This window comes from Bradyrhizobium sp. CFUWI (assembly GCF_056429085.1).
The window spans coordinates 1-26,019 of sequence record NZ_JBWJZE010000023.1 but is presented as its reverse complement, the minus strand read 5'-3'; the positions used below and the strand labels follow the sequence as shown (position 1 = coordinate 26,019).

Genomic DNA, 26,019 nt, shown 5'->3' with positions numbered 1-26,019 from the left:
AAGCACGATCCGGAAACGTGCGCAGCGGTTTTCCGAGAAGATCATGCTGAACAACACCCTAAAGCGCGATGACGATTCATCCTGATCGCATCACGCTTTAGGCATAGTGCCGGCGCTCCACGGTCATTCCGACCAGGTCGAGATAGCGCTCGATCAGGTCGGGTCGGCCGACCAGATAGCCCTGCATCTCCTCGCAGGCCTCGCGCGCCAGGAAGGCACGCTGCGCTTCCGTCTCCACCCCTTCGGCAATGACCGGGATATTCAGGGCGTGCGCGAGGCTCAGGACCGCACGGACGATCTCGGCCGATTGCAGCGAGGCCTCCAGATTAGAGATGAAACCGCGATCGATCTTGATCTTGTCGAACGGGAACGACTGGAGATAGGACAGCGAGGAATAGCCGGTGCCGAAATCGTCCATCGCAATGCGGATGCCGAGCGCCTTCAGCCGCCGCAGCAGATGGAGCGCGCCGGTGAAATCGCCGATCAGCACACCCTCGGTGATCTCGACTTCGAGCCGCGTCGGCGTCAGCCCCGTCTCGAGCAGGATCTGGTGAATCGAACGTTCGAGATCGCCGGCCTGAAACTGGACCGGCGACAGATTGACCGCGACCTGCAGCGGCCGCGGCCATGATGCCGCCTCGCGGCACGCTTCGCGCAAGACCCATTCGCCGATCTCGACGATCAGGCCGTTCTCCTCGGCAAGCGGAACGAAACGGTCCGGCGGCACGAAGCCACGCGTCGGATGATTCCAGCGCAGCAGAGCCTCGAAGCCGATGACCTCGCCATCGATCCGCGCCTGCGGCTGGAAGTAGACCACGAACTGGTTCTGCTCCAGCGCCTGTCGCAGATCGTGCTGCAGCAGCCTGCGGTCGCGCAGCTCCTTGTCCATCTCGGATTCGAAGAAGCGGACCCGCCCCCTGCCCTCGCGCTTGGCACGATAGAGGGCTGAATCGGCGTTGGCGAGCAGCGTGGCGGCATTGACGCCGTCGTCCGGATAAAACGCAATGCCGACGCTGAGGCCGACATGGAGGAGATAATCGTCGACCTCGAGCTCCTTGCCGATCGTCTCGATTAGGCGTTCGGCGAGCGCCTGAACGTCCTCCCGGCTGACGTGGTCGGGCATCAGGATCATGAACTCGTCGCCGCCGATACGGGCGACGAAGGCGTCGTCGGCTTCCGCGGCGAGCCGGTCCGCCACCGCCCGCATCAGCATGTCGCCGACGGGATGGCCGAACACGTCGTTGACCTCCTTGAAGCGGTCGAGATCGAGGCTCAGCACGGCAAAACTGGTCGCCATCTCCTGGGCCAGCTCCAATCGCTCGCCGAGCGCGGCGTTGAAGGCGCTGCGGTTAGGCAGATCGGTCAACGCATCATGATGCGCAAGATGGCTGATCCGCGCCTCGTTCGTGATCCTCTCGGTGACGTCCTCGATCACGCCGACCAGATATTGCGGCGCACCGGCACCGTCCCTGATCAGCAGCTTGCGCGAATTGACGAGACGATCGCGGCCCTTGCCGCCGACATCGAGCGGATGCCCCTCCAGGAACAGCGGCGTGCCGCTCTCGACGACGCCGCGATCCTGCTCGTTGACGAGGCGGGCGATATTCTCCGGAAAGATCTCCGCCGGAGTCTTGCCCAACATCGCCTCGCGCGGCATTCCGTAGTATTCTTCGCCGGCGCGGTTGAGCAGAACGTAGCGGGAGTCCTTCGCATCCTTGGCGAATACCGCGATCGGGATATTCTCGATGATGCTGTCGAGAAATTCGCGCGCCCGCAGCAGATCCTGTTCGGCGCGTTTATGCGTCTGCTCGAGCTCCTCGATCATCAGCTTGATCGCACGGTCGGTGCGGCGGCGATCGCGATCGCTCTCCTCATAGGCCGCGCTGACGAGTTCACCGAGCCTGGTCAGATCGACCTGTCCGGATTCGTCCGTCGCCTGGCGGATCTGTCTTGCGAGCAGCCGATGCGTGGTCAAGCTGCCGCCTCCCCGATGACGGTGACCGTCATGGTCTGGTTATGCAGTTCGCAGCGGCCGGACGCCGCCGGCGGGGCGAACTCGCCGTAGGAGTAGAATCCGATCCGGACGAAATCCTCGCCGAGTTCGGCGGCAACGGCATCCAGCTCGTCCTGCGTGCGCTGCCCCATCACCCTGCGGCGGCCGGTACAGCTCACCAGGATCGCCAGCTTGTCGCCGTCGACCCCGTCCGAGAGTGCGCTGCGCGCCTGCCTGCCGGCCTCGCCTGCACCGGCGGCGAGACTGTCGAAATTGGCGCGCATCAATTGCGCGGTGCATCCTTCCGGAATGTCGGCGGCGAACGTCAGGGTGCGGGCATTGCGGTCCACCGCGAACACCGAGCGCACGATCTGCCGGTTCGGCTCAGCCTCGTCGTGAATGCGCAAGGGGAATGCCAGACCCGAACCCGGCATCGCCTCGGCCTCCTCCTCGCCGAGATAGCGGGTGTAGAGGTCCAGCGGCGGCTCGCCGTCGAGCTCCCCGACCACCGATCCCAGCGCCTTCGTGACCTTGCGGCGGGGCCCGAATACATCCCAGCCGCCGGCGCAGCCGTGCGCAAATCGGAACCAAGCACCGTAGAATGCAATCGCGGCGACGCGGTTCGGCGACGGCTCCGCGTCGGCTCCGACGATTGTCTGTTCAAATCGGATTCCATCGCCGGCGAGCCCGCCGGTGACGGGCAAATCCGGCCCCAGGACTTCAGTGAGTCCGGCAAGCAGTTCGCCCCCGTTCACCGCCAATCCATCCGACAGGACGAACAGGCCGGCCAGATCCGCCGCTAGTACCTGCCGGGCAAGACGCGCGCCGCAGGCCCGCGACGCATCGCGCGTTTCGACGACTTCCTGCACCAGCCGGACTTGCGTGTGGGCGAAGCGCAAGGCGACCGCGACCACTTCATCATCGCGGATGTCGTCGCCATGGATTTGTCCGCCGGTGCTGCAACCGACGATATGGCTATCGGGATAGAGGCCGCGCAGCTCGCGATAACGTTGGCCGTCCAGCAGCTGCTCACGGCTTCCGAAATAGAGCACGAGCTGGGGAGGCTCGCGCAGGGCGTCCGCTCGGCGCCAGCCATGGGCAGCATTCCAGTGAAGGTATTGAATCTGCATCCCACGCCCTCTGCAGTCCTTGAACCACAGATTGTGAGACGGCGCATTGCGTCGCCGTTAATCGCGCGCGGAGTTCGACACCGTTGGTTACCCCGGCATGAAGGTATTGCCGAGTCGTGCCAACATTCTCCGTAAGACTCCGGGAAGTTCCCGCGCCGAGCCGTCGACTTCTGTGCCGGCCCGTAATCTACCGGGTGCGCGCGCCTTCGCCGAGGCGCATCGGCTGCACAGCATTATCTTGACGCTTTGGAACCCGTCCCGTCTCGGCGGCGGTGCGGATGGCCTGGATATTTGCGGCATAGTCGGCAGCGCTGTTGCCGCGAAACACTGCAGAACCCGCTACCAGCGTATCGGCGCCCGCCGCCGCCGCGGCAGCGGCATTGTCGCGCGTGATACCGCCGTCGACCTCGAGCCGGATCGGCCGGTCGCCGATCATGGCCTTGATCCGCTCGATCTTCTCGAGCTGGGATTCGAGGAACGACTGGCCGCCAAACCCCGGATTGACCGTCATCACCAGCACGAGATCGATCCGATCGAGCACGTAGGCGATGGCGCTCTCGGGCGTGGCGGGACACAGGCTGACTCCGGCCTTCTTGCCAAGCGCACGGATCGCCTGGAGTGAGCGGTCGAGATGCGGGCCGGCTTCGGCGTGCACCGTGATGACGTCGGCTCCGGCCTTTGCAAACGCTTCGAGATAAGGATCGACAGGCGCGATCATGAGATGCACGTCGAAGATCTTCTTCGTCGTCGGCCGGATCGCCTTGATGACATCGGCGCCAAAGCTGATGTTCGGCACGAAGTGCCCATCCATGACGTCGCAATGGATCCAATCGGCGCCGGCGGTGTCGATTGCCGCGACCTCCTGGCCGAGACGTGCGAAATCCGCAGCCAGGATCGAGGGCGCAATGACGATCTCTCCGGTCATGGCTTTGCACTCCGCGCTTCAGTGCCGCCGCTGAAGACGCGGCTCGCCAGGATGTCCGCGGGATCGATGGTTTCGAGGTCGGCGACATCGAGCATGCGGTCGAGATCGGACACCAGGCGATCGGCCTGCCGCAACCGGATGCGGTCGACGGCGTTGCGGATCGAGCGTGCATTGGAGAAGAACGGCTGGCTCCGGCGCAGCGCGATGTAGGTCTCGAACGCCTCGCGCGCCGCCGCCGAGAAGCGATAACCCCGCTCCTTCAGCATCAGCTCGGCAATGACGAGCAGCTCGGCCTCGGCATAGTCGGGAAATTCGATGTGGTGGGCGATGCGCGAGCGGAAGCCGGGATTCGAGGCGAAGAAGTTCGTCATGCGCTCGCCATAGCCGGCCAGGATCACGACGAGGTCCTCGCGCTGGTTCTCCATCACCTGGAGCAGGATCTCGATGGCTTCCTGACCGTAGTCGCGCTCGTTGTCGGGCCGATGCAGGTAATAGGCTTCGTCGATGAACAGCACGCCGCCCATCGCCTTCTTCAGGATCTCCTTGGTCTTCGGCGCCGTGTGGCCGATATATTGGCCGACGAGATCGTCGCGCGTCACGGAGATCACCTGCCCGCGCCGCACGAAGCCGAGACCGTGCAGGATCTTGGCCATGCGCAGCGCCACCGTAGTCTTGCCGGTGCCGGGATTGCCGGTAAACGACATGTGCAGCGTCGGTGGCGCGGACGCCAGCCCCGCACGCTGCCGGATCCGCTCGATCAGCAGCAATGACGCGATCTGGCGCACACGGTTCTTCACCGGCCTCAATCCGACCAGCTCCCGCTCGAGCTGCTGCAGCGTCTCGGTGATCCCCGCCGCTTCGGCCTCCTTGCGGAGATCGAAATGTGTCTCGCCGGGCTCGGTCGTGGCTGCGTGGGGAATATCCAGCATAGCTACCCTCGAAGAAAGGAGCTTCGCCGCGGGGGAGCGGCGAAGCAGTGGTCCGCCAAGGATACGGAGCAGGGAGAGCTCCGTGCGGAGGAGATTGGTTATTGAGTGGCGTGGGCAGCCGGCTTGCGCACCGTGGTGTAACGGATCGCGCGGCCGCCGACTTCCTGCCGCACCAGCTCGAACTCCGCCTCTTGCGGCGGCCGGTTGACGAGGAAGGAGATCCGCACCGATTCCCAGCCATGGCTGGAATCGAAGCCGCTGATGCGGATGTAGCGGTCGCCGTACACCCTGCGGCATTCGGCGAGCTCCATCATCACTCCGGCGGCGTCCTGAAGGTCGAACATCGGCAGGCCCCACATCTCCCAATAGGTATTGCGGGGATGCGGATCGTCGGTGAACTCGATATTCACCGCCCAGCCCTTGGTCAGACAATATTGCACCTGCTTGGTGATCTGATCGTCGGTGAGATCGGGCAGGAACGAGAAGCAGCCTTGAGTCAGCTTCATGTCAAATCTCCTCAAACGGTTTCGAGCGCGGTCGGCACGAAGTCCGGCGTGTCGGTGGATTGATAATTGAAGGTCACGTCCTTCCAGACTTCGAGCGCCGCCTTCAGCGGCGTGCAGGTCTCGGCCGCCCTGGCCAGGATCTCCGGGCCCTCGTGGACGTAGTCGCGGCCCTCGTTGCGAGCGAGGATCATCGCTTCCAGCGCCACGCGGTTGGCGATCGCGCCGGCGGCAATGCCCATGGGATGGCCGATGGTGCCGCCGCCGAATTGCAGCACGACGTCTTCGCCCAGGAGGTCGAGCAGCTGATGCATCTGGCCGGCATGGATGCCGCCGGACGCAACCGGCATCATCTTATTGAGGCTCGCCCAGGACTGGTCGAAGAACAGGCCGTGCTCGAGCTTGGCCGGGTTGAAATCCTCGCGGCAGACGTCGTAATAGCCGCGCGTGGTGTTGGGGTCGCCTTCGAGCTTGCCGACCACCGTGCCGGCATGGATGTGGTCGACGCCGGCAAGCCGCATCCACTTCGCGATGACGCGGAACGACACGCCGTGGCTCTTCTGCCGCGTATAGGTCGAGTGACCGGCGCGGTGCAGATGCAGGATCATGTCGTTGCGGCGCGCCCACTTCGCCATCGACTGGATAGCGGTGTAGCCGATCACGAGGTCGATCATGACGATGCACGACCCGAGTTCCTTCGCGAACTCTGCGCGCTCGTACATGTCCTCCATCGTGCCCGCGGTGATGTTCAGGTACGTGCCCTTCACCTCGCCGGAAGCGGCCTGCGCCCGGTTCACCGCCTCCATGCAGTAGAGGAAGCGGTCGCGCCAGTGCATGAAGGGCTGCGAGTTGATGTTCTCGTCGTCCTTGGTGAAGTCGAGCCCGCCCTTCAACGCCTCGTAGACCACGCGGCCATAGTTGCGCCCGGATAGACCGAGCTTCGGCTTCACCGTTGCGCCCAGCAGCGGCCGACCGAACTTGTCGAGGCGTTCGCGCTCGACCACGATGCCGGTCGCCGGCCCCTGGAACGTCTTCACATAGGCGACGGGGAAGCGCATGTCTTCCAGGCGCAGCGCCTTCAGCGGCTTAAAGCCGAACACATTGCCGATGATCGAGGCCGACAGGTTTGCGATCGAGCCCGGCTCGAACAGGTCGAGGTCATAGGCGATATAAGCGAAATACGAGCCGGGCGAGCCCGGGACCGGATCGACGCGGTAGCATTTCGCGCGATACTTCTCGGCGGCCGTGAGGCGATCGGTCCACACCACGGTCCAGGTCGCGGTCGAGGATTCGCCGGCCACCGCCGCAGAGGCCTCGATCGGATCGACCCCTTCCTGCGGCGTCACGCGGAACAGCGCGATGACGTCGGTGTCCTTCGGCGTGTAGTCGGGCTCCCAATAGCCCATGCGCTTGTATTCCATCACACCCGAGCGATAACGCTCTTTGCCGCGGACGGTGCCTGCATGTGCGTTCATGTCTCTCTCCTGCTCTTTTCTCTGCTCTTTGCGATTGACTAGGCTGCCACGGACTCGCGGGCGTCGACGCGCGGATCGAGCTCGCCGGCGCGGTAACGCCGCGCCATCTCGCTCATCGGGACCGCCTTGATCCTGCTGGCATGGCCTGCGGTGCCGAACTGCTCGAAGCGCTCGCGGCAGAGCTCGCGCATCGCGTCCATCGCGGGCTTGAGGAATTTGCGTGGATCGAACTCATTGCGGTTTTGGGCCGCAACCTTGCGGAATATCGCGGTCATCGCCAGCCGGCAGTCGGTGTCGATATTGACCTTGCGCACGCCGCTCTTGATGCCGCGGACGATCTCCTCGACCGGCACGCCCCAAGTCTGCGGCATCTCGCCGCCGAACTGGTTGAACATGTCCTGCAGCGGCTGCGGCACCGAGGAGGAGCCGTGCATGACGAGATGCGTGTTCGGCAGCCGGCGATGAATCTCCTCGACCACGCGCATCGCCAGGATATCGCCGTCCGGCTTGCGGCTGAACTTGTAGGCTCCGTGCGAGGTACCCATCGCGATGGCGAGCGCATCGACCTTGGTGGCACGGACGAAGTCGACAGCCTGATCAGGATCGGTCAACAGCTGGTCGTGGCTGACCTTGCCCTCGACGCCGTGGCCGTCTTCCTGCTCGCCGCCCCCGTGCTCCAGCGAGCCGAGCACGCCGAGCTCGCCTTCGACGGAGGCGCCGACCCAATGGGCGAGATCGACGACACGGCGGGTGATCGCGACATTGTAGTCGTAATCGGCCGCCGTCTTGGCATCGGCCTTGAGCGAGCCGTCCATCATGACGGAGGTGAAGCCATGGGCGATCGCGGACGCGCAGGTCGCTTCGTCATTGCCGTGATCCTGGTGCATGCAGAGCGGGATGTCCGGATAAGTCCGCTCCAGCGCGTCGATCATGTGCGAGAGCATGAGATCGCCGGCATAGCTGCGCGCGCCGCGCGAGGCCTGGATGATCACGGGCGCGTCGACCTCAGCCGCCGCCTGCATGATCGCGATGCCCTGCTCCATATTGTTGATGTTGAATGCCGGCACCGCGTAGCCGTGGCTGGCCGCGTGATCGAGCAGTTGGCGAAGGGTGATACGAGCCACGATTGGTCCTCCTATTGACGCTTGCGGGCGATCGCCCGGCGGGCCGCTTCCGCAATGCTTTGCGGCGTGATGCCGAATTCCCGGTACAGCACCGGTGCCGGCGCCGAGGCGCCGAAGCCGCGCATACCGACGAATTCGCCGTCCGGGCCGATCCAGCGATGCCAGTCGCCGGCGACGGCTGCCTCGACACCGACGCGCGGCGCGGTGCCGAGCACGGTGGCGCGGTAGTCGTCCGGCTGCTCCTCGAACAGGGCGAAGCAGGGCGCGGAGACCACGGCTGCACGGACGTGCTCGGTCGCAAGCAGGCGAGCGGCTTCCAAGGCGATCGACACTTCCGATCCGGTTGCGATCAGCGTCACGTCGCGCCCGCCGTCCGGCGAGACGACGAGATAGGCGCCGTGCGCAACACGGTTTCTCCCGCGCGCATCGCTGCGAAAGGTCGGCAGCGCCTGCCGCGACAGGCACAGCACGGACGGACGGTTCTCGGAGCTGAGTGCGCAGTCCCAGGCCTCCAGCGTCTCCACCGCGTCGGCGGGACGGAACACCAGGAGGTTCGGGATCACCCGCAGCGCGGCAAGGTGTTCGACGGGCTGGTGCGTCGGACCATCCTCCCCGAGGCCGATGGAGTCGTGCGTCATCACGTGAATGGCGCGCAACCGCATCAGCGCCGCAAGGCGGATCGCCGGCCGGCTGTAGTCGGAGAACGCCAGGAACGTGCCACCATAGGGAATGAAGCCGCCATGAAGCGCGAGGCCGTTCATCGCGGCGGCCATGCCGTGCTCGCGAATGCCGTAGTGGATGTAGTCGCCGGCGAACGCCCCGCGCCTGACGGGAGCCTGCGCCTTGGCATGCGTGAGATTCGAATGCGTGAGGTCCGCGGAGCCGCCGACCAGGCCGGGGATGGTCCCGGCGATACCGTCGAGCACCTGTTGCGAGGCCTGCCGCGTCGCGAGCTTCGGACGCTCGCTGGCAAAGCGCTCGCGCAATTTCGCCGCGGCCAGCGCATAGGCGGCAGGCAGAGCGACGGCCTTGCCCTCGACGAACAGATCGCGCTGCTCCGGCGTCGCGCGTTCATAGCGATCGAGCCAGGCGAGCCGGTCGACCTGCCCGCGCTGCCCGATCATCCGCCAGGCCTTGAGCACCGGCATGGGCACCACGAAGGGTTGATAGTCCCAACCGAGCGCCCGCCGCGCTGCGGCCGTCTGCTCAGTGCCGAGCGGCGCGCCATGCGCCTTCTCCGTGCCTTGCCGATCCGGCGCGCCGTAGCCGATGATAGTGCGGCAGGCGATCAGCGACGGTTTTGCAGTCTCCCGCTCCTCGGCGATCGCCTGCGCAATCGCTTCGGGATCGTGCCCGTCGATGCTGCGCACCGACCAGCCAGAGGCGGCGAAACGCGCGAGCTGATCGTCGGACGTGGCCAGCGAGGTCGGTCCGTCGATCGAGATACCATTGTCGTCGAACAGCACGATCAATCGGCCGAGCCCGAGATGGCCGGCGAGCGAGATCGCCTCCTGGCTGAGGCCTTCCATCAGGCAGCCGTCGCCCGCGATCACATAGGTGAAGTGATCGACGAGGCCGTCGCCGTGCCGCGCATTGGCCATCCGTTCGGCGAGCGCCATGCCGACCGCGGTCGCGATCCCCTGCCCCAGCGGCCCCGTCGTGGTCTCCACGCCCGGCGTATGGCCGTATTCCGGATGGCCCGGCGTCTTCGAGCCCCATTGCCGGAAGGCCTTGATGTCGTCGAGGCTGACGTCGCCGCCGGTCAGATGCAGCAATGCATAGAGCAGCATCGAGCCGTGCCCGGCCGACAGCACGAAGCGATCGCGGTCCGGCCAATTGGGATGCGCCGAGTCGAATTTCAGGAAGCGCGAGAACAGCACGGTTGCGACATCCGCCATGCCCATGGGCAGCCCGGGATGGCCGGACTGCGAGGTCTCGATGGCGTCCACCGCGAGGAAGCGGACAGCGTTGGCGAGATCGTGGTGCGTGACCGCCGTGAGGTCGGCTTCGGCGTGGACGGAGATGTTCATCGGATTCTCTCCTCGTTCACTTCAGGTTCCGCTTGCGCTCGATGAGCTGCATGATCAGCGGCGTCAGGATCAGCTGCATCGCCAGATCGAGCTTCGCGCCGGGGCAGACGATGGAATTGGCGCGCGACATCCAGCTCTGCGGCAGCATCGACAGCAGATAAGGGAAGTCGATGCCGCGCGGGTTCTTGAAGCGGATCACCACCATCGATTCGTCCGGCGTCGGGATCCAGCGCGCGACGAAGGGATTGGAGGTGTCCACCGTCGGCACGCGCTGGAAGTTGATGTCGGTCTCGGTGAATTGCGGGCAGATGTAGTGGATGTAGTCGGGCATCCGCCGCAGGATGGTGTCGGTGACCGCCTCGGTCGAATAGCCGCGCGCGCTGCGATCGCGATGCAGCTTCTGGATCCATTCGAGATTGATGACCGGGACGACGCCGATCTTGAGGTCGGCATAGCGCGCGACATTGACCTTGTCGGTGACCACGGCGCCGTGCAGGCCCTCGTAGAACAGCAGGTCCGAGTTCTCCGGCAGCTTCTCCCAATCGGTGAAGGTGCCGGGTGCCGCGCCGTGCAGCGCCGATTCCTCGGCGTCGTGGACGTAGTGCCGCGTCACCGCCGTGCCGGTCTCGCCGTAGTCGCGGAAGGCACGCTCCAGCTCCTCGAACAGGTTGGTCTCGGGGCTGAAATGGCTGAAATGCTTGTTGCCGCGATCGGCTTCCCTGGCCATCTGCGCGCGCATCTCGGCGCGGTCGTAGCGATGAAACGCGTCGCCTTCGATATAGGCGGCGTTGACCTTCTCGCGGAAAAATATCTGCTCGAACGTCTTCTTCACCGAGGTGGTGCCGGCGCCGGAGGAGCCGGTGATGGAGATGATCGGGTGCTTCCTGGACATGGGACGCCTCGCTCAGAGCCGGAAGAATCCGCGCCGCGCGAACAGCGGCGCGGAGACGCTGGCGACCAGCAGGGGATCGCAATGCAGCTCCTCGACGCGGCGCACCTCGTTGCTCGAGCCCATGATCAGCGGCGCGCGCTGATGCAGGCTCTGCGCCGAAAGGTCGAGGATGCGCTCGCGTCCCGTCGTGGCGGAGCCGCCGGCCTGCTCGATGATCATGGCCATCGGGTGCGCCTCGTAAACGAGGCGCAGGCGGCCGTCGCCGTAACCGGGACGCGCGTCGGACGGGTAGAGGAAGACGCCGCCGCGGGTGAGGATGCGATAGGCCTCGGCGACCAGCGAGCCGACCCAGCGCATGTTGAAGTCGTGATTGGCGGGCCCTTCGACGCCGGCGAGACATTCGTCGATGAAGGCGCGCACCGGCGGATCCCAGTGCCGGCGGTTCGACGCGTTGATCGCGAATTCCTCGCCGGTCTCGGCGATCTGCGCGCCGGCGCGCGCGAGGCGGAAGCAGCCCGCCTTGCGGTCGAGCGTGAAGATGTCGACGCCCTCGCCGAGCGTCAGCACCAGGGAGGTCTGCGGACCGTAGGTGACGAAGCCCGCCGCAAGCTGCGCCGAGCCGCGCTGATGGAAGGCGAGCGAGAGATCATCGGGCGCCGGCAGGATCGAAAAGATCGTGCCCACCGTCATGTTGATGTCGATGTTGGAGGAGCCGTCGAGCGGATCGATCGCGACGCAGATGCGGCCCTCGCGGTCGCCGATCTGGGCCTCGCGCATCTCTTCCGAGGCGAGCGCTGCGATCGGCAGCTGGCTGAGGCAACGGCGCAGGATCGCATCCGCCTGCACGTCGAGATCGCGCTGGAGGTCGCCGTCGCTGTTGCGGCCGGTGGTCAGGCCGGAGGCGTCGGCGAGATCGCCGGTGGCGATGAGATCGGCGATCTCGATGGCCGCCGCCGCGATGGCATCGACCGCGGCCGCCACGGCCAGCGCGTGCGGCGCGGTCTCGGAATACCGTTGAAGGTGATCGTCCAGCCTGAGTTGCCCGGTCATCTGCGTCCATCCCCTTTGCCGGCGCCGCCTCCGATTGCCTCCCCGCTGGAGGTCGGTGCGGTCAGTCCCGGCATCAGGAGATTGACAGGGGCAGCTTAATAAGGAAAATTTCTATTCATAATGAGCCTCAAAGAATTTTCTTATAATGGCCCCAGCCATGCGGCGGCTCAGCTCCGGCATCTGACGATCCGGCAGCTGCGCTCTCTTGCGGCGCTCTCGGCCAAGGGCAGCGTGACGGCGGCGTCCGGCCATCTCGGGCTGACCCAGCCGGCCGTGACCCAGCAGCTGCGGCAGCTTCAGGACCTCGCCGGCCTGCCGCTGGTGCAGCGGACCGGCGACGGCATGCTGCTGACGGAGGCGGGCAAGGAGGTGCTGACGCTGGCCGAGCGGGTCGAGGCCGCCATCATGGACTGCCAGGGCGCGCTCGACCTGCTGGCGGGGCGGACCGGCGGCAGCGTGCATCTCGGCGCGGTCTCGACCGCGAAATATTTCGTGCCGCATGCGATCGCGGCATTCTCCAAGCGCTATCCCAAGATCGAGATCAAGCTGACCATCGGCAATCGCGAGGAGATCCGCGGGGCCATGCACGGCTACGACCTCGATTTCGCGGTGATGGGTCGGCCGCCGGCCGACGTCTCCGTCGACGTCCGTCAGCTCGGGCGCAATCCGCACATCATCGTCGCGCGCAAGGGGCACTGGCTCGAGCAGGATTCCGGCCTCAGCCTGACCGATCTCGTGCACGAGACCTTCCTCACCCGCGAGCCCGGCTCGGGCACGCGGACGCTGATGGAGGGCATGTTTCAGAAGTCCGATCTCGAGCCGATCATCGGCATGGAGATGAGCAGCAACGAGACCATCAAGCAGGCGGTGATCGCCGGGCTCGGCATCGCCTTCATCTCGGCCCACACGGTGGCGCATGAGCTCGCCGAGGGCCGGCTCGTCGTGCTCGACGTCGCGGGCCTGCCGATCGTGCGGCAATGGTACGTGATCCGCCGCAGCGACAAGGTGCTGCTGCCGCCGGCGCAGGCGATGTTCGATTTTCTGGGCTCGGAAGGGTCGAACTACCTGCCCGACCTGCCCGAGCTGGAAGGACGCTGAGCCGCCGGCGCTCAGCTCATCAGCTTCATGGCAACGGTGGCCGCCAGGATCGCGATGATCTGGAGCAGGCGCTGCGTCGTGAAGATGCGGTTGAAGGTGGTCATTGCTTGCCCCGGCCGGCGTGGAGGAGATTTCGATCGGCCCGTTGCTAGCACAGGCGGGCGGCGAGACAACTCCGTAATTGCCACGAGCGCGATCGCGCCTGCGGCGGGCCGGTTCACGGCCGCGCCGGTCGCCAGCGATCAGGCCGCGAGCGGCGCGGCGTGGTCCATGCGCGTTGCGAAATAGGCTTCCAGCTCCGACAGCGCCCGCGCTTCCCACTCCCTTGCCTGCTCCAGCAGCGACCAGCTCTGGCCCGGGCGGAATGCAGCGGTCTGGCGATAGAGCGATGCGATGCCGCGATAGCGTCGCACGTTCTCCAAGATGGCGTGACCGTTCATGTCCGAAAACTCCCTCGTCATTCCCGGGGGAGAAATTGCGGCCAAATCTTTTTCGAAAAGTTAGCGGCGCGCGGCAAGCTCGCGGATGGTTGCCGGATTGTTGCGCGCAGGCAACGCGCCACGTGGTGCCGGGACGAGGTCGAGAGCGATTTATTGCGGATTCGTTGCCGCGCTCTCGCCCGGGGGCTTCAGCCCGCCGCGACTGACGATCTTCATGGTCTCGCGGCAGAGATCGGCAAGGCCGATCAGCAGCACCGCCAGCAGGCAGAACAGGTTGATGGAATCGGCATTCGCGCTGGATAACGCGTTGAACTGGAAGACGGGCGGAATGAACGCCCACCACACCAGCGGAATGGTGAACAGCGCAGCGAACCCCGCCGCCGGCGTGCCCGCGATGAGGCCGAGCACGAACAGGCTGGGCAGGAACGCCGCAAAATAGAATTTCGCGCCGAGCGCGACGCAGATGCCCTGAAGCACAGCCGACACTGCGATAGTGATGCAAGCGAGCAGAAACGCCTGCCACGACCATGGCCGCACCCAGGGTACGCCAAGCAGCCCCACGCGCCTCATCAGCCTCCCCCTGCCGCCCGTTAACCGGGCTTGAGACGAAAGTACTACAGCCGCAAGCAGACCGCGAGATGGAAATTGCAGCGCGACGGGATTGGTAAACGAGCCGCAAAGCACCGCGCGGGGTAGGCTTGCAGGCCGACTGGGATGCGCGTGTCCCGGACAAGCTGCAACGCGCAAGCGTTGCGGCGCAGAGCCGGGACCCAGGGCGACACGGCACGATGCGGATGGATGGGCCCCGGCTCTGCAGCGCACCGTCGAAGGGACGCTGCGCGGCGTCCGGGGCGCGAGAGCGGAGTGTGGCGCACATGCTCTCTCCCCGTCATTGCGAGGAGCCCTTGCGACGAAGCAATCCAGCGTGTTTCCGCGGAGGGATTCTGGATTGCTTCCGCCTTCGCCAAGGCTTCGGCGGACAAGTCGCTTGGCTCGCAATGACGGAGGATGAGGCGATAGCTGGTCCTCCAAGCAACACTGTCATTCCCCGCGAAGGCGGGGAATCCAGTACGCCGCGGCTTCTCGGATTGATCGCTGGCGTCTCTGGAATACTGGATCGCCCGGTTGAACCGGGCGATGACACCGCGTGTGTGGCGACGGGCATACGTTCTCGCTCTCGCGGCTTAGTTCGCCCGAGCTTTGCTTGCGTCTTCGCCCCTCTCAAAGCCAAGAGGGCGCAGGGAAGGCCGGGTGCCGGCTCGCACCCGCGGTCCGCTGCGCGAAATGCACACGCAGGAAGAACCGCACAGCAGCATACAGGTGTGGCCAATCACTCGGCCTTCCCTGCGCGGTGGTCGGACGGCTTATGCCGTGCTCTCCCGGGAGCCGAACTTTCCTTCTGGCCTCCCTCGCTCCCGCGAATTGGATGATGCAGTCTGCCCGGTTGGGCTCGCTCGCACCTTCGCGGAAGCTTGACCGTAGCAACGACGGCCAGGACCACACGGTTTTGCCGTACGCACGGCCCGCCATGTCGCCGCAGTTTTTCCAGCCCTGTCGACGAAGCCGGAAACTTACAGGCGAGACGAAGCCTAACAGCGCCGCTCGTCGCACGCGGGTCTCGAGCTCACAGGGACTACCCGCCCTGCCCGTCCCTCTCGTGCCGACGCTGCCGCGTCCACCGCAAGCCCGGCTCGCGAAATTGACGACCGCAAGATCGCCCCTCCTGGATGAGCCGGGATGGCCCGACACATACGCCAAAACCGAATTTCGGTAAAGTGGAATATTTTCAGGTGAAGGGATTGACCGACACCGACACAGGGGAACTCCATCACCTCACCCTGAGGTGCTCGCCTCTTCGGCGAGCCTCGAAGGGCGACGGCCCGGCTGCATCGGGGCCGTTCATCCTTCGAGGCTCCCCATGCGCCGCGCTGCGTCGCATGTCTCGCGCCTCAGGATGACGGAACTGGCGAGGGTCGCTTTCATTGTTCGACGAAGCAAGGTGGCCAGGAGCGCCTCACCCCTTTCGCAACACCGGCGCGCCATCCGCCATTGTCGTCACGCCCTTCCGCTCGACGATCATCCCATAGGCATGCGGCTGGCGGTGGACGTCGAAATTGAAAGTGGTGCGCTTGTAGGAATTGCAGAGATCGAGATCGCAGCGGGCGAGCGCCAGCTCGTCGCCCTTGGTCGTGCATCGCGCGACGATCTCGCCCGAGGGCGCGATGATGCAGCTGCCGCCGATGTGGTCGACGCCCTCCTCGACGCCGGCCTTGGCGACGCCGACCACGAAGGTGCCGTTCTGATAGGCGCCGGACTGCATCACGAGATGATTGTGAAACAGCGAGAGATCGTCATGCTCGGGCGCGGGCGGATTATGCACCGGCGTGTTGTAGCCGATCATCACCATCTCGACGCCCTGCAGGCCCATCACACGATAGGTCTCGCTCCAGCGGCGGTCGTTGCAGATCGCCATGCCCATCACGCCGCCGAAGGCGCTGGCGACGCCGAAGCCGCTGCCGGGCTCGAAATAGCGCTTCTCCAGATGCTGAAATTTCCGCCAAGGCTCGTGCTCGGCATGGCCGGGCAGATGGACCTTGCGATATTTCGAGACGATCGCGCCGCTCTTGTCGACGAGAATGGACGTGTTGTAGCGCCTGACAAGTCCGGCCTCGACCGTCAGCTCGGCATAGCCGAGGTAGAAGCCGATACTGGACTCGCGGGCAAGATCGAACAGGCCTCGCGTCTCCGGACCCGGCATCTCGCGCTCGAAGAAGCTGTCGATCTCGGCTTGATCCTCGAAATACCAGCGCGGGAAAAACGTCGTCAGCGCGAGCTCGGGATAGACGATCAGGTCGCAGCCGCAAGCCTTCGCCTCGCGCATCAAGGCCATCAGCCGGGCCACAACCTGGGTCCTGCTCTCTGTCCGGGCGATCGGGCCAAGCTGGCCGGCCGCAACATTCACAAATCTCGCCACGCGTCATTCCTTCGTTGTCCGGAGTGCCTCGAGCCCGAGCCTATCGAGCGGCGCACCGCGCGCACAGGTCGGCTCGCCCGATCGTGGTGACGGGACACAATCAAATTCCATGCCTGCGGGTATCATCGTGCGGAGCCGGCCGATCATTCGCGAAGAATCGGGAACTTAGTTGCGGATATGCAACGGTTCCCCGCGATCTGAAGCCGGACAAAACAAACTCCCATTCCGGCCACGAACCGCTCTCACAAGACCGTGAGACGATCAGGGGAACGACGATGCGTGCACAACGCGTTTGGAAAGTGAATGGGGATGCCAGCATCGGGCGCCTCCAATCGAGACTGGACGAACTGAACAAGCGCCTGGGTCAGCTTGAAAGCCAGCATCCGGACAGCTGGAAGATCGAAGAGCTGAAAGCGAGCGCGCTCAGCCTGTCGCGCGAGATCGACGACATCCGCTGCGCCGAGGCGACGGCGGCCTTGAGCGAGCTGCTGCGGAAGTAATCAGGCCTTTCGCGATTCGCGTCCTCGCAAGGGAACCAAGCTCCACCGCCGCCATTTCCCTGACAGCATGGAGCACGATCATGGCCAGGCACCTGACGCGAGCCCGTCTCGCGCGAGGTGGCCGGCGCGGTATCCACGCTGGTCCTGTGCGCGACGGCGGCGCTCGCCCCCGCACGCCACTTTGCACCGTGAGGTTTCAGCGCCGTGAGGGATTTCGCATGACGACCGAGCCCGAGGAGCAGGTGCGGCTGCAAGGTTTTGGCGAGATGACGTTGCGCACGGCGGTCGCGACCCTGATGCAGCTCGCACCGCGCGAGCGCGCGGACGCCGCGATCTTCCGCGTCCGCGACGGCGTGCGACTGGCGGAAAGCGAAGTCGCCGAACTCGCATCACACTGGGGCATCGAATCGGCGCCGAAGGTGCGATCGCCACGACTGGTCCCGGAGCAGCACTGGCCCGACATGGTCCGCGGCATGGTGCGCGAGGCGCCGCTGCCGGCGCTGATGGTGGCGTTCCTGGTGGGGGTGTTGGTGGCGAGAAGGTGATCGCCGCAAGTTGCATGTCACCAGACAAGCACCCTTCTGCCGGCGTTGACGAGAGGTTATTTTGTAGATACAAAATAACCCGTGAAGATCATCTGGGACGAATCGAAGCGCTTGGCCAATCTCGACAAGCACGGGATGGATTTCGCTGATCTCAACGACCGGTTCTTCGATACAGCCTTGGTTCTTCAAGCCGCGCAACCGCTATCGGGCTATCGGTGTAAATATCCGCGGCGTCATTTCCGTGATCTTCGCCATCTATGGCAATGAGGCCGTCAGCATCATCAGCATGCGCCCTGCCAGCAAGAAGGAAAGACAACTCTATGAAGCGAACCGCCGCTAAGAAGCGCTACACCGCGAGCGATATGCGCGCGGTGAGCGACAATCCAGAGTGGACCGAGATCGATATGGCGAAGGCCAAACCGTTCGACGAAGTCTTCCCTGGGATGCGCAGGGGCCGTGGCCCCAACAAGGCACCGACAAAAAAGCTGGTGTCGCTGCGATTGAGCCCCGTCGTGCTGGAGCATTTCAAGGCTTCCGGGCGCGGATGGCAGAGCCGGATCGACGAGACGCTGCTTAAGGCCGTCAAGAAGGCGCAGAAGTCGGTCTAGCGGCCGGCGCTGAGCTTCGAGTCCAGCTATGGCGTCCACGGCCGGATCAAGACCAAGCGGGTCGCGGTCCCGTTTGAGACCGGTCCGCCGAGCCATCCTAAAGTTGACAAGCGATGCCGCGCGCTCACGCCGCCCTGCCCGGCCAAATCGGCCGTGGACCCGATCCCGAAATCGTTGCAGAAAGGCGTTCCGAGGCGCTGGCGGCCGGTCTGCCAAGCCTCTGGAGAACGTCAACTTTTGGAAGAATGGTCGGAGTGGCAGGATTCGAACCTGCGACCCCTGCGTCCCGAACGCAGTGCTCTACCGGGCTGAGCCACACTCCGACAAGAAGGCGGCTTATAGCGTCGGGTTTGACGCACCGCAAGCGGCCGAGATGAGGAATTTTGTCCCTGTGAAAACGGGCCTTGAAACGCTGATTTTACCGGCCGGCGCGGCCGGCGCGGAGGCTGCCGCTCGGGCCTTGGCCGCCGGCGGGCTGGTCGCGTTTCCGACCGAGACGGTCTACGGGCTCGGAGCGGACGCCGCCAACGCCACCGCGATCGCCCACCTCTACGCCGCCAAGGGGCGGCCGGCGTTCAATCCGCTGATCGCGCATCTCGCCGATATCCCGGCTGCGCGGCGGATCGGGCGGTTCGACGCGCGCGCGTTGAAGCTGGCGGAGGCGTTCTGGCCGGGGCCGCTGACGCTGGTGGTGCCGAAGATCGAGGGCTGCCCGGTGGCGGATCTCGCCACCGCCGGCCTCGACACCGTCGCGATTCGCATCCCCGCCCACCCCGTCGCGCAGGCGATCCTGCGCGCCTTCGGCGGAGCCGTGGTGGCGCCGTCCGCCAACATCTCCGGCCATGTCTCGCCGACGCTGGCTGCCCATGTCGAGAGCGACCTGGCGGGGCGGATCGACCTGATCATCGACGGCGGGCCTGTGTCGGTCGGCGTCGAATCGACCATCGTCGGCTGCTTCGAGACGGCGATGCTGCTGCGGCCCGGCGGATTGTCGCGCGAGCGGATCGAGGCGGTGCTCGGGGCACCGCTGGCGCGGCCGTCGCTGGAAGCCGAAAGCGACGACAGCCAGCCGCTGGCGCCGGGCATGCTGGCTTCGCATTACGCGCCGCGCGCTCCTGTGCGGCTCGATGCGCGCGAGGTGACACCGGGCGAGGCGCTGCTGGCGTTCGGCTCCGCGCGCCTGCCTGGCGTCGATACCGCGTCGGCCGTCATGAATTTGTCGCCCAGCGGTGATCTCGATGAAGCCGCCGCCAATCTGTTCGGCTATCTTCGCAGCCTGGATGCGAAGGGCCCGCGGGCGATTGCGGTGATGGCAATTCCCGAGCAAGAGCTTGGCGAGGCGATCAACGACCGGCTGCGGCGCGCGGCCGTGGCGCGATAAGAAGCTTGAGAAGAGACACGAGAATGAACGTCAATACACCCGCCGTCCCGCCGCTTGCGCCCGAGCTGATCGAGCAATTCCGCAACATCGTCGGCGAGCGTCACGCCATCACCGATGCGAACGACATCGCGCCCTACGTCACCGAGGAGCGCAACCTGTTCCACGGCCGCTCGCCGCTGGTGCTGCGGCCGGGCTCGACGGCCGAGGTCTCTGAAATCTGCAAGCTCGCCTCCGCGCACAGAATCGCACTGGTGCCGCAGGGCGGCAACACCGGGCTCGTGGGCGGCCAGACGCCGCACAATGGCGAGGTCGTGGTGTCGCTGCGGCGCCTCGACAAGATCCGCGAGGTCGACACCGCCTCCAACACCATGACGGTCGAAGCCGGCGTGGTGCTGCAGGTGGCGCAAGCGAAGGCCGCCGAGGTGGATCGGCTGTTTCCGCTGTCGCTGGGCGCCGAAGGCAGCTGCACCATCGGCGGCAATCTCTCCACGAATGCCGGCGGCACCGCCGCGCTCGCCTATGGCGTCGCGCGCGAGATGGCGCTGGGGCTCGAGGTGGTGCTCGCCGACGGGCGCGTGCTCAACGTGCTGTCGAAGCTGAAGAAGGACAACACCGGCTACAATCTGCACAATCTCTTCATCGGCGCCGAAGGCACGCTCGGCATCATCACGGCGGCGACGCTCAAACTGTTTCCGAAGCCGCGGGCGGTCGAGACCGCCTATGTCGGGCTGAAATCGCCGGACGCGGCCTTGAAGCTGCTGACGATCGCGCAGAGCGAAGCCGCCAACGCGCTGACGAGCTTCGAGCTGCTGTCGCAGATGGCGGTGGACTTCTCGGTCCGCCACGGCATCGACGTGCGCGATCCGCTCGCAGAAAAACATCCCTGGTACGTGCTGATGGAATTGTCCGCAGCCAGCGACGACGCCCGCACGCCGCTGGAGACGATCCTCGGCCGTGCCATGGAGGAGGAGATCGTCGACGACGCCGTGATCGCGTCGAGCCTTGCCCAGCGCAACAATTTCTGGAAGCTGCGCGAGGAGATGTCGGCGGCGCAGAAGCCGGAGGGCGGCTCGATCAAGCACGATATCTCCGTTCCCGTCGCCGCCGTGCCCGCCTTCATCGCCGAGGCCGACGCCGCGGTGGTGAAGCTGATCCCCGGCGCGCGGCCGGTGCCGTTCGGCCATCTCGGCGACGGCAATCTGCACTACAATGTCAGCCAGCCGATCGGCGCCAACACGGCTGATTACCTCGCGCGCTGGCATGAGGTGAACGCGGTGGTGTTCGAGATCGTGCTGCGCATGGGCGGCTCGATCTCCGCTGAGCACGGCATCGGCGTGCTCAAGCGCGACGAGCTGCCCGACGTCAAGGACAAGACCGCGATCGAGCTGATGCGCGCGATCAAGGCGATGCTCGACCCGCTCGGCATCATGAACCCGGGGAAGGTGCTGTGAGCGTCCTTACGATCGACGCCATCACCGATGCCGATGTCGAGCCGGTCGTCGCGCTGTGGCAGCGCTGCGGCCTGACGCGGCCCTGGAACGATCCCCATGCCGACATCGCCTTAGCGCGGCGGCGCGACAATTCCACCGTGCTGATCGGCCGCGACAATGGCGCGATCGTCGCCAGCGTCATGGTCGGCCATGACGGCCATCGCGGCTGGGTCTATTACGTCGCGGTCGATCCAGACTGCCAGAAGCGCGGCTTCGGCCGCGTCATCATGGCCGCGGCCGAGGACTGGCTGCGCGCGGCCGGCATCTCGAAGCTGCAGCTCCTGGTCCGGCGCGAGAATGCCGAGGCCCACGCGTTCTACGGCTCGCTCGGCTTCGAGCTATCGACCTCCGTGATGTTCCAGAAGTGGCTCGACGGCCGCGCCACGACGCCAAGCAACTGAGATCCCGCAATGACCATTTCCGACCGCGTCCGCATCAAGGACGTCCGCGTGCTCTCGGACGGCTGGACCACGCTGAAGACCACGACGTTCGAGTACCGGCGCGCCAGCGGCGAATGGCAGACGCAGCATCGCGAGACCTATGAGCGCGACAACGCCGCCGCCGTGCTGCCGTATAATCGCGCACGGCGGACGGTGATCCTGGTGAAGCAATTCCGCCTGCCGGCCTTCATCCGCGGCTACGACGACCTCCTGATCGAGGCGGCCGCCGGCGTCTTGGACAATGCCGAGCCCGAGGAGCGGATCCGCGCCGAGGCCGAGGAGGAAACCGGCTATCGCCTGCACCACGTCCACAAGGTGTTCGAGGCCTACATGAGCCCGGGCGCCATCACCGAGAAGCTGCATTTCTTCGTTGCCGAGTACGAGCCTGAGATGCGGGTGAGCGACGGCGGCGGCCTCGCGCACGAGGGCGAGGACATCGAGGTGCTGGAGCTTTCCATCGACGAGGCCCTGGCGATGATCGCCGACGGCCGCATCATCGACGCCAAGGCGATCATGCTGCTGCAATACGCGGCGCTGCATGTGTTCAGGTAGGTGATTTCTTCGCCTCTCCCCGTGTGCGGGGAGAGGCCGGAATTTGCAAAGCAAATTCCGGGTGAGGGGGAGCCTCCGCGAGTCTCACTGTCAGCGCCCTCGCCGAGACTCCCCCTCACCCCAACCCTCTCCCCGCAAGCGGGGCGAGGGAGCGCACCCGTCGCGCGGCGAGCCATCGTGGCTGCAATCCTGTCCTGCGCCGCTCTGCCCCCCGTTGAGCAACCCCGAAACTAGCTCTAGTCTGGTCCCAACCAAGAACCAGGAGACGCGCCCATGTCCGCTCCGCGCGACGACGAATTCGGCTTTGCGCCCGACTATGATTCTCCCGTCCCCTACATGCAGCGCACGCGGGATTATTACGCGGCGATCGGCTACACCACGCCGTATCGCTGGGCGCACTACACCTCGGCGCCGTTCCAGCCGCTGAAGAAGCCGCTGGCGAAGTCGCGCCTGACCATCATCACGACCGCCGCACCCTACGATCCCGCCAAGGGCGACCAGGGGCCGGGCGCGGCGTATAACGGCAGCGCGAAGTTCTACCAGGTCTATGACGGCGACACGTCGAAACAGCACGACCTGCGCATCTCGCACATCGGCTACGACCGCAAGCACACCTCGGCGACCGATAGCGGCACCTGGTTTCCGCTGCCGCAGCTGTTGAAGGCGTCCGCCGCCGGCCGGATCGGCGAAGTCGCCCCGCGCTTCTTCGGCGCGCCGACCAATCGCAGCCACCGCGTCACGCTCGACACCGACGCGCCGGAGATCCTGGAGCGCTGCCTCACTGATGCGGTCGACGCCGCGGTGCTGGTGCCGAACTGCCCGGTCTGCCACCAGACCACGGCGCTGGTGGCGCGGCATCTCGAAGCCGGCGGCATTCCGACCGTGATCATGGGCTGCGCCAAGGACATCATCGAGCACGCCGCCGCGCCGCGCTTCCTGTTCTCCGACTTCCCGCTCGGCAATTCCGCCGGCAAGCCGCACGACGTCGCCTCGCAGGCGCAGACGCTGGAGCTGGCGCTCACGCTGCTGGAGACCGCGAGCGGCCCGCAGACGACGATGCAGTCGCCGCTGCGCTGGAGCGAGGATGCCTCCTGGAAGCTCGACTACAACAATGTCGCGCAACTCAGCCCTGAAGAGCTGGCGCGGCGCCGCGCCGAATTCGACAAGCAGAAGGAGATCGCGCGCGGCAACCGCGCCGCCTGACGTCCTCCGATAACCAAAACAAAAAGGGAGAGAGACGTGACGCGACCGTTCGAGGGCGTGAAGATCCTGGACTTCACGCAAGTGCTGGCCGGCCCCTATGCCAGCTACCAGCTCGCGCTGCTCGGCGCCGACGTCATCAAGGTCGAGCGGCGCGAGGGCGAGGACATGCGCCGCACGCCGCTCTCGCGGGAATGGGCCGACCGCGGGCTGGCGCCGGCGTTCCAGGCCGTCAACGGCAACAAGCGCAGCCTGACGCTCGATCTGCAGAAGCCGGAGGCGATCGCGATCGTGAAGAAGCTCGCAAGCCGCGTCGACGTCGTCATGGAGAATTTCCGCCCGGGCGTGATGGACAAGCTCGGCATCGGCTATGAAGCGCTCTCGGCGATCAACCCCAAGCTGATCTATTGCGCGGTGTCGGGTTTCGGCCAGACCGGCCCGGATCGCCTGCGGCCCGGCTATGACGGCAAGATGCAGGCGCTCTCGGGCATCATGGCGATATCAGGCCATCCCGAGACGGGACCGACGCGCGCCGGCTTTGCGGTCTGCGACGTGCTGTCGGGCGCCACGGCTGCTTTTGGTGTCTCGAGCGCGTTGTACCAGCGCGACCGCACCGGCGTGGGCCAGCTGATCGACGTCTCCATGCTGGAGGCGACGCTGGCGTTTCTGTCGGGCCAGATCGCGGACTGGTCGGTCGCCGGCCATCGCCAGACGTTGTCCGGCAACCAGGCGGTGAGCCGCAGGACCACGGCAAACCTGTTCAAATGCGGCGACGGCCATATCCTGCTCGCCGTCAACAACGAGAAGCAGTATCGCGCGCTGATGGCTGCGCTCGGCCGCGAGGACACGCTGTCTGACCCCCGCTTTGCCGACTGGTTTTCGCGCAACGAGAACGAGCCGGCGCTGCGCGCCATCATCGAGGCGGCGCTGGCGGCACGGCCGGCGCGCGAATGGGAGAGCATTCTGGAAGACGCGGGCGCACCTTGCGCCAGCATCTGGAAGGTCGAGGAAGTGATCGACCATCCGCAAATCAAGGCGCGCGGCGCGATCCAGGAGCTGGACACGCCCTACGGCCGGCTGCGCTTTGCCGGCAGCGGCTTCAAGCTCGCCCATGGCGGCGGCAAACTCGATCGGATGGCCCCGGAGCTGGGCGCGGATACGGACGCGGTGCTGGGCGAGCTCGGATTCGGTGCGGCGGAGATCGCGGCGTTGAGGGCGAAGGAGGTCGTCTGAACCTCCGCTGCCGTAGGGTGGGCAAAGCGAAGCGTGCCCACCATCGCGCGTTGAAGAGAAAGATCGTGGGCACGGCGCTTTGCGCCTTTACCCACCCTACGGCACCGCGGCTTAGAACAACGAGCCCTGCCCGTCATCCGATGACGCAGCAGCCCCCTTTCGCACCGCCTTCTTCGGCTTCGGCGCCTCCGCCTCCATCTCCTCCGCGCTGATCGGCAACAAGAGCTGCTCGTCGTCATTGGCGACGCGGTTGACACGGGTGGAGACCGGGTGCCAGGCGAATTCGCCGCTGCGCGGAGCGGTCATCAGCGGCAGGATCGCGTCGACCTCGTTGCCGCTGACGTCGAGCCAGCGCTCGAAATCGCGCTCGCTGATGGTGACGGGCACGCGGTCATGCAGCGCGGCGAGATCCTCGCCTGCCGCGGCCGTAACGATCGCGACGGTGTCGAGCTCCTCGCCGTTCGGCCCGACCCAGGTCTCGAACAATGCGGCGAAACCAAGCGGCGCACCGTCGGCGCGGTGGATGAAGAACGGTTGCTTTCGGCCGCCCTCCGTCTTCCACTCATAATAGCCGTCGGCCGGGATCAGACCGCGGCGGCGGCGAACAGCGTTCTTGAAGGCGGGCTTCTCCAGCACGGTTTCGGAGCGTGCGTTGATCAGCAGCGTAAAGCCGCGGGGATCCTTGACCCAGGTGGGCAACAGGCCCCAGCGCATCAAGCGGAAATGCCGCGCGCCGTTCTCGATCAGGACGACCGGAATCGGTTGTGTCGGCGCCACGTTGTACCGGGGCGGGAAATTCGGCTGCTCGACATAGCCGAACAATTGCCGCAAGGCCGCGGGGGCCGAAGTTATGACGAAGCGTCCACACATCCCAGGGTGTCTATATAGGGTCCGTTCAGGTCCTTTTAACCCCGAACGTTAACACTGCGGCGGATGAGCTCAACGGCCTCCAAACCCGCGCGGACGCATGTACAGACGGGCCCCGAGGCCGCCGCCTGGGCCGAGCGGCTGCGCGTGGCCAATATCAACCCGCGGACCGGGCTTGCCACCGACTATCTCAACCATTTCAATGAAGCGGTGATGCTGCTGGAAATGGTTCCGGACATGCCGGAATGCGCGGACGATTTCTTGACCTGGACGCCGCTGTCCTATGCCGAGCATTTCACGGCCTCGAACTTCAAGGCGCGCGACCTCGCCATCGAGGCCTATGAGAAGGCCGATCCCAACGTGCGTGCCCAGTTCGACCACATCACCGATACCATGACCTCGATCCTGACCGCGGTCGGCTCGGCCATGCGCGAGGTCGAGAAAGATACGACCCGAATCCGCCTCGCCGAGCAGGCCGCGCTTTGGGTCAAGCCGCTGATCGCGGCCTGCGGCGGCATCATCCATGGCGGCGCCGAGGCCGACGTCGACACCATCATGGCGAACTGAGCCAGATGCTTTAAGAACAAGGTCCTTTCCCAACAGGTCCTTCAGAAAATGGCTTCGCCCGTTCAGCCCGCCC

Annotated in this window: 26 protein-coding genes and 1 tRNA gene; 12 read left to right on the top strand and 15 right to left on the bottom strand. The window is 65.6% G+C overall.

Annotated features, from left to right (window positions below):
- Window positions 1–97 precede the first annotated feature (97 nt).
- From AC066S_RS32730 to AC066S_RS32685, 10 genes are all read right to left on the bottom strand, one after another.
- Window positions 98–1,975: a putative bifunctional diguanylate cyclase/phosphodiesterase gene (locus tag AC066S_RS32730; RefSeq protein ID WP_478271572.1), complete on the bottom strand. Its 1,878-nt coding sequence runs from the start codon at window positions 1,973–1,975 to the stop codon at window positions 98–100.
- On the bottom strand, window positions 1,972–3,123 hold the full coding sequence (locus AC066S_RS32725) for an FIST signal transduction protein (protein ID WP_478271571.1): 1,152 nt from the start codon (window positions 3,121–3,123) through the stop codon (window positions 1,972–1,974). The genes AC066S_RS32730 and AC066S_RS32725 overlap by 4 nt, the downstream gene beginning before the upstream one ends.
- Window positions 3,124–3,310: 187 nt before the next feature.
- A complete protein-coding gene (gene rpe, locus AC066S_RS32720) occupies window positions 3,311–4,048 on the bottom strand; it encodes a ribulose-phosphate 3-epimerase (protein ID WP_478271570.1) in 738 nt (245 codons plus the stop codon).
- A complete protein-coding gene (gene cbbX / locus AC066S_RS32715) occupies window positions 4,045–4,977 on the bottom strand; it encodes a CbbX protein (protein ID WP_478271569.1) in 933 nt (310 codons plus the stop codon). Before cbbX ends, rpe begins: the two co-directional genes overlap by 4 nt.
- Window positions 4,978–5,075: 98 nt before the next feature.
- Entirely contained in the window at window positions 5,076–5,483 is a 408-nt protein-coding gene (locus AC066S_RS32710; protein WP_126256724.1) for a ribulose bisphosphate carboxylase small subunit, read from the bottom strand.
- A gap of 11 nt (window positions 5,484–5,494) precedes the next feature.
- Complete coding sequence (locus tag AC066S_RS32705) at window positions 5,495–6,955, bottom strand: form I ribulose bisphosphate carboxylase large subunit (protein ID WP_126256725.1); 1,461 nt, start codon at window positions 6,953–6,955, stop codon at window positions 5,495–5,497.
- 38 nt (window positions 6,956–6,993) lie between these two features.
- On the bottom strand, window positions 6,994–8,079 hold the full coding sequence (gene fba, locus AC066S_RS32700; protein ID WP_126256726.1) for a class II fructose-bisphosphate aldolase: 1,086 nt from the start codon (window positions 8,077–8,079) through the stop codon (window positions 6,994–6,996).
- A gap of 11 nt (window positions 8,080–8,090) precedes the next feature.
- Window positions 8,091–10,109, bottom strand: a complete 2,019-nt coding sequence (gene tkt / locus AC066S_RS32695; RefSeq protein ID WP_478271568.1) for a transketolase — start codon at window positions 10,107–10,109, stop codon at window positions 8,091–8,093.
- 16 nt (window positions 10,110–10,125) lie between these two features.
- On the bottom strand, window positions 10,126–11,001 hold the full coding sequence (locus AC066S_RS32690) for a phosphoribulokinase (protein WP_478271567.1): 876 nt from the start codon (window positions 10,999–11,001) through the stop codon (window positions 10,126–10,128).
- A gap of 12 nt (window positions 11,002–11,013) precedes the next feature.
- Window positions 11,014–12,051: a class 1 fructose-bisphosphatase gene (locus AC066S_RS32685; RefSeq protein WP_478271566.1), complete on the bottom strand. Its 1,038-nt coding sequence runs from the start codon at window positions 12,049–12,051 to the stop codon at window positions 11,014–11,016.
- A gap of 120 nt (window positions 12,052–12,171) precedes the next feature.
- On the opposite strand from AC066S_RS32685, the gene AC066S_RS32680 reads away from it, so the two are divergent.
- On the top strand, window positions 12,172–13,149 hold the full coding sequence (locus AC066S_RS32680; RefSeq protein ID WP_478271565.1) for a LysR family transcriptional regulator: 978 nt from the start codon (window positions 12,172–12,174) through the stop codon (window positions 13,147–13,149).
- A 242-nt stretch (window positions 13,150–13,391) separates the two neighbouring features.
- Here AC066S_RS32680 and AC066S_RS32675 read toward each other — a convergent pair whose 3' ends face one another.
- The 3 genes from AC066S_RS32675 to AC066S_RS32665 all read right to left on the bottom strand — a co-directional run bounded on the left by AC066S_RS32675 (window position 13,392) and on the right by AC066S_RS32665 (window position 16,563).
- Window positions 13,392–13,589, bottom strand: coding sequence for a hypothetical protein (locus AC066S_RS32675; protein WP_135162083.1), 198 nt, complete (start codon window positions 13,587–13,589; stop codon window positions 13,392–13,394).
- 150 nt (window positions 13,590–13,739) lie between these two features.
- Window positions 13,740–14,159 carry a DUF4118 domain-containing protein gene (locus tag AC066S_RS32670; protein WP_478271564.1) on the bottom strand — a complete coding sequence of 140 codons (420 nt, stop codon included), beginning with the start codon at window positions 14,157–14,159 and terminating at the stop codon, window positions 13,740–13,742.
- Window positions 14,160–15,603: 1,444 nt separating this feature from the next.
- The gene (locus AC066S_RS32665; protein ID WP_478271563.1) at window positions 15,604–16,563 is read right to left on the bottom strand and encodes an N-carbamoyl-D-amino-acid hydrolase; all 960 of its coding nucleotides are present in this window, start codon (window positions 16,561–16,563) and stop codon (window positions 15,604–15,606) included.
- 275 nt (window positions 16,564–16,838) lie between these two features.
- Here AC066S_RS32665 and AC066S_RS32660 point away from each other — a divergent pair, with 275 nt between their 5' ends.
- The 4 genes from AC066S_RS32660 to AC066S_RS32645 all read left to right on the top strand — a co-directional run bounded on the left by AC066S_RS32660 (window position 16,839) and on the right by AC066S_RS32645 (window position 18,216).
- The gene (locus tag AC066S_RS32660; RefSeq protein ID WP_126260388.1) at window positions 16,839–17,063 is read left to right on the top strand and encodes a hypothetical protein; all 225 of its coding nucleotides are present in this window, start codon (window positions 16,839–16,841) and stop codon (window positions 17,061–17,063) included.
- A gap of 218 nt (window positions 17,064–17,281) precedes the next feature.
- On the top strand, window positions 17,282–17,608 hold the full coding sequence (locus AC066S_RS32655; RefSeq protein WP_478271562.1) for a hypothetical protein: 327 nt from the start codon (window positions 17,282–17,284) through the stop codon (window positions 17,606–17,608).
- An 81-nt stretch (window positions 17,609–17,689) separates the two neighbouring features.
- Window positions 17,690–17,875, top strand: coding sequence for a BrnT family toxin (locus AC066S_RS32650; protein WP_478271561.1), 186 nt, complete (start codon window positions 17,690–17,692; stop codon window positions 17,873–17,875).
- A gap of 53 nt (window positions 17,876–17,928) precedes the next feature.
- Window positions 17,929–18,216, top strand: a complete 288-nt coding sequence (locus AC066S_RS32645; protein ID WP_478271560.1) for a BrnA antitoxin family protein — start codon at window positions 17,929–17,931, stop codon at window positions 18,214–18,216.
- 246 nt (window positions 18,217–18,462) lie between these two features.
- On the opposite strand, the gene AC066S_RS32640 is transcribed toward AC066S_RS32645, so the two are convergent.
- Window positions 18,463–18,539 (bottom strand) — tRNA-Pro (locus tag AC066S_RS32640).
- 68 nt (window positions 18,540–18,607) lie between these two features.
- Here AC066S_RS32640 and AC066S_RS32635 point away from each other — a divergent pair.
- The 6 genes from AC066S_RS32635 (at window position 18,608) to AC066S_RS32610 (ending at window position 24,512) form a co-directional block, all read left to right on the top strand.
- Complete coding sequence (locus AC066S_RS32635) at window positions 18,608–19,597, top strand: L-threonylcarbamoyladenylate synthase (RefSeq protein ID WP_478271559.1); 990 nt, start codon at window positions 18,608–18,610, stop codon at window positions 19,595–19,597.
- 23 nt (window positions 19,598–19,620) lie between these two features.
- On the top strand, window positions 19,621–21,048 hold the full coding sequence (locus tag AC066S_RS32630; protein ID WP_478271558.1) for an FAD-binding oxidoreductase: 1,428 nt from the start codon (window positions 19,621–19,623) through the stop codon (window positions 21,046–21,048).
- Window positions 21,045–21,488, top strand: coding sequence for a GNAT family acetyltransferase (locus tag AC066S_RS32625; RefSeq protein WP_478271557.1), 444 nt, complete (start codon window positions 21,045–21,047; stop codon window positions 21,486–21,488). Before AC066S_RS32630 ends, AC066S_RS32625 begins: the two co-directional genes overlap by 4 nt.
- A gap of 9 nt (window positions 21,489–21,497) precedes the next feature.
- Window positions 21,498–22,079, top strand: a complete 582-nt coding sequence (locus AC066S_RS32620) for a GDP-mannose pyrophosphatase (protein WP_478271556.1) — start codon at window positions 21,498–21,500, stop codon at window positions 22,077–22,079.
- Window positions 22,080–22,352: 273 nt separating this feature from the next.
- On the top strand, window positions 22,353–23,282 hold the full coding sequence (locus tag AC066S_RS32615) for a glycine reductase (RefSeq protein WP_478271555.1): 930 nt from the start codon (window positions 22,353–22,355) through the stop codon (window positions 23,280–23,282).
- A 36-nt stretch (window positions 23,283–23,318) separates the two neighbouring features.
- A complete protein-coding gene (locus AC066S_RS32610) occupies window positions 23,319–24,512 on the top strand; it encodes a CaiB/BaiF CoA transferase family protein (RefSeq protein ID WP_478271554.1) in 1,194 nt (397 codons plus the stop codon).
- Window positions 24,513–24,623: 111 nt separating this feature from the next.
- On the opposite strand, the gene AC066S_RS32605 is transcribed toward AC066S_RS32610, so the two are convergent.
- Window positions 24,624–25,382, bottom strand: a complete 759-nt coding sequence (locus AC066S_RS32605) for an SOS response-associated peptidase (protein ID WP_478271553.1) — start codon at window positions 25,380–25,382, stop codon at window positions 24,624–24,626.
- A 63-nt stretch (window positions 25,383–25,445) separates the two neighbouring features.
- Here AC066S_RS32605 and AC066S_RS32600 point away from each other — a divergent pair, with 63 nt between their 5' ends.
- Window positions 25,446–25,946 carry a hypothetical protein gene (locus AC066S_RS32600; protein WP_135167051.1) on the top strand — a complete coding sequence of 167 codons (501 nt, stop codon included), beginning with the start codon at window positions 25,446–25,448 and terminating at the stop codon, window positions 25,944–25,946.
- The last annotated feature ends 73 nt before the right edge of the window (window positions 25,947–26,019 follow it).

Excerpts from the sequence above, each read along its gene's own strand:
- tkt (WP_478271568.1), bottom strand. The coding sequence starts at position 10,109 with ATGAACATCTCCGTCCACGCCGAAGCCGACCTCACGGCGGTCACGCAC.
- AC066S_RS32670 (WP_478271564.1), bottom strand. The coding sequence starts at position 14,159 with ATGAGGCGCGTGGGGCTGCTTGGCGTACCCTGGGTGCGGCCATGGTCG.
- AC066S_RS32655 (WP_478271562.1), top strand. The coding sequence starts at position 17,282 with ATGACGACCGAGCCCGAGGAGCAGGTGCGGCTGCAAGGTTTTGGCGAG.
- AC066S_RS32680 (WP_478271565.1), top strand. The coding sequence starts at position 12,172 with ATGAGCCTCAAAGAATTTTCTTATAATGGCCCCAGCCATGCGGCGGCT.
- cbbX (WP_478271569.1), bottom strand. The coding sequence starts at position 4,977 with ATGCTGGATATTCCCCACGCAGCCACGACCGAGCCCGGCGAGACACAT.
- AC066S_RS32690 (WP_478271567.1), bottom strand. The coding sequence starts at position 11,001 with ATGTCCAGGAAGCACCCGATCATCTCCATCACCGGCTCCTCCGGCGCC.
- AC066S_RS32660 (WP_126260388.1), top strand. The coding sequence starts at position 16,839 with ATGCGTGCACAACGCGTTTGGAAAGTGAATGGGGATGCCAGCATCGGG.
- AC066S_RS32685 (WP_478271566.1), bottom strand. The coding sequence starts at position 12,051 with ATGACCGGGCAACTCAGGCTGGACGATCACCTTCAACGGTATTCCGAG.
- AC066S_RS32605 (WP_478271553.1), bottom strand. The coding sequence starts at position 25,382 with ATGTGTGGACGCTTCGTCATAACTTCGGCCCCCGCGGCCTTGCGGCAA.
- AC066S_RS32645 (WP_478271560.1), top strand. The coding sequence starts at position 17,929 with ATGAAGCGAACCGCCGCTAAGAAGCGCTACACCGCGAGCGATATGCGC.
- AC066S_RS32615 (WP_478271555.1), top strand. The coding sequence starts at position 22,353 with ATGTCCGCTCCGCGCGACGACGAATTCGGCTTTGCGCCCGACTATGAT.
- AC066S_RS32675 (WP_135162083.1), bottom strand. The coding sequence starts at position 13,589 with ATGAACGGTCACGCCATCTTGGAGAACGTGCGACGCTATCGCGGCATC.
- AC066S_RS32725 (WP_478271571.1), bottom strand. The coding sequence starts at position 3,123 with ATGCAGATTCAATACCTTCACTGGAATGCTGCCCATGGCTGGCGCCGA.
- AC066S_RS32705 (WP_126256725.1), bottom strand. The coding sequence starts at position 6,955 with ATGAACGCACATGCAGGCACCGTCCGCGGCAAAGAGCGTTATCGCTCG.
- AC066S_RS32630 (WP_478271558.1), top strand. The coding sequence starts at position 19,621 with ATGAACGTCAATACACCCGCCGTCCCGCCGCTTGCGCCCGAGCTGATC.
- rpe (WP_478271570.1), bottom strand. The coding sequence starts at position 4,048 with ATGACCGGAGAGATCGTCATTGCGCCCTCGATCCTGGCTGCGGATTTC.
- AC066S_RS32710 (WP_126256724.1), bottom strand. The coding sequence starts at position 5,483 with ATGAAGCTGACTCAAGGCTGCTTCTCGTTCCTGCCCGATCTCACCGAC.
- AC066S_RS32600 (WP_135167051.1), top strand. The coding sequence starts at position 25,446 with ATGAGCTCAACGGCCTCCAAACCCGCGCGGACGCATGTACAGACGGGC.
- AC066S_RS32620 (WP_478271556.1), top strand. The coding sequence starts at position 21,498 with ATGACCATTTCCGACCGCGTCCGCATCAAGGACGTCCGCGTGCTCTCG.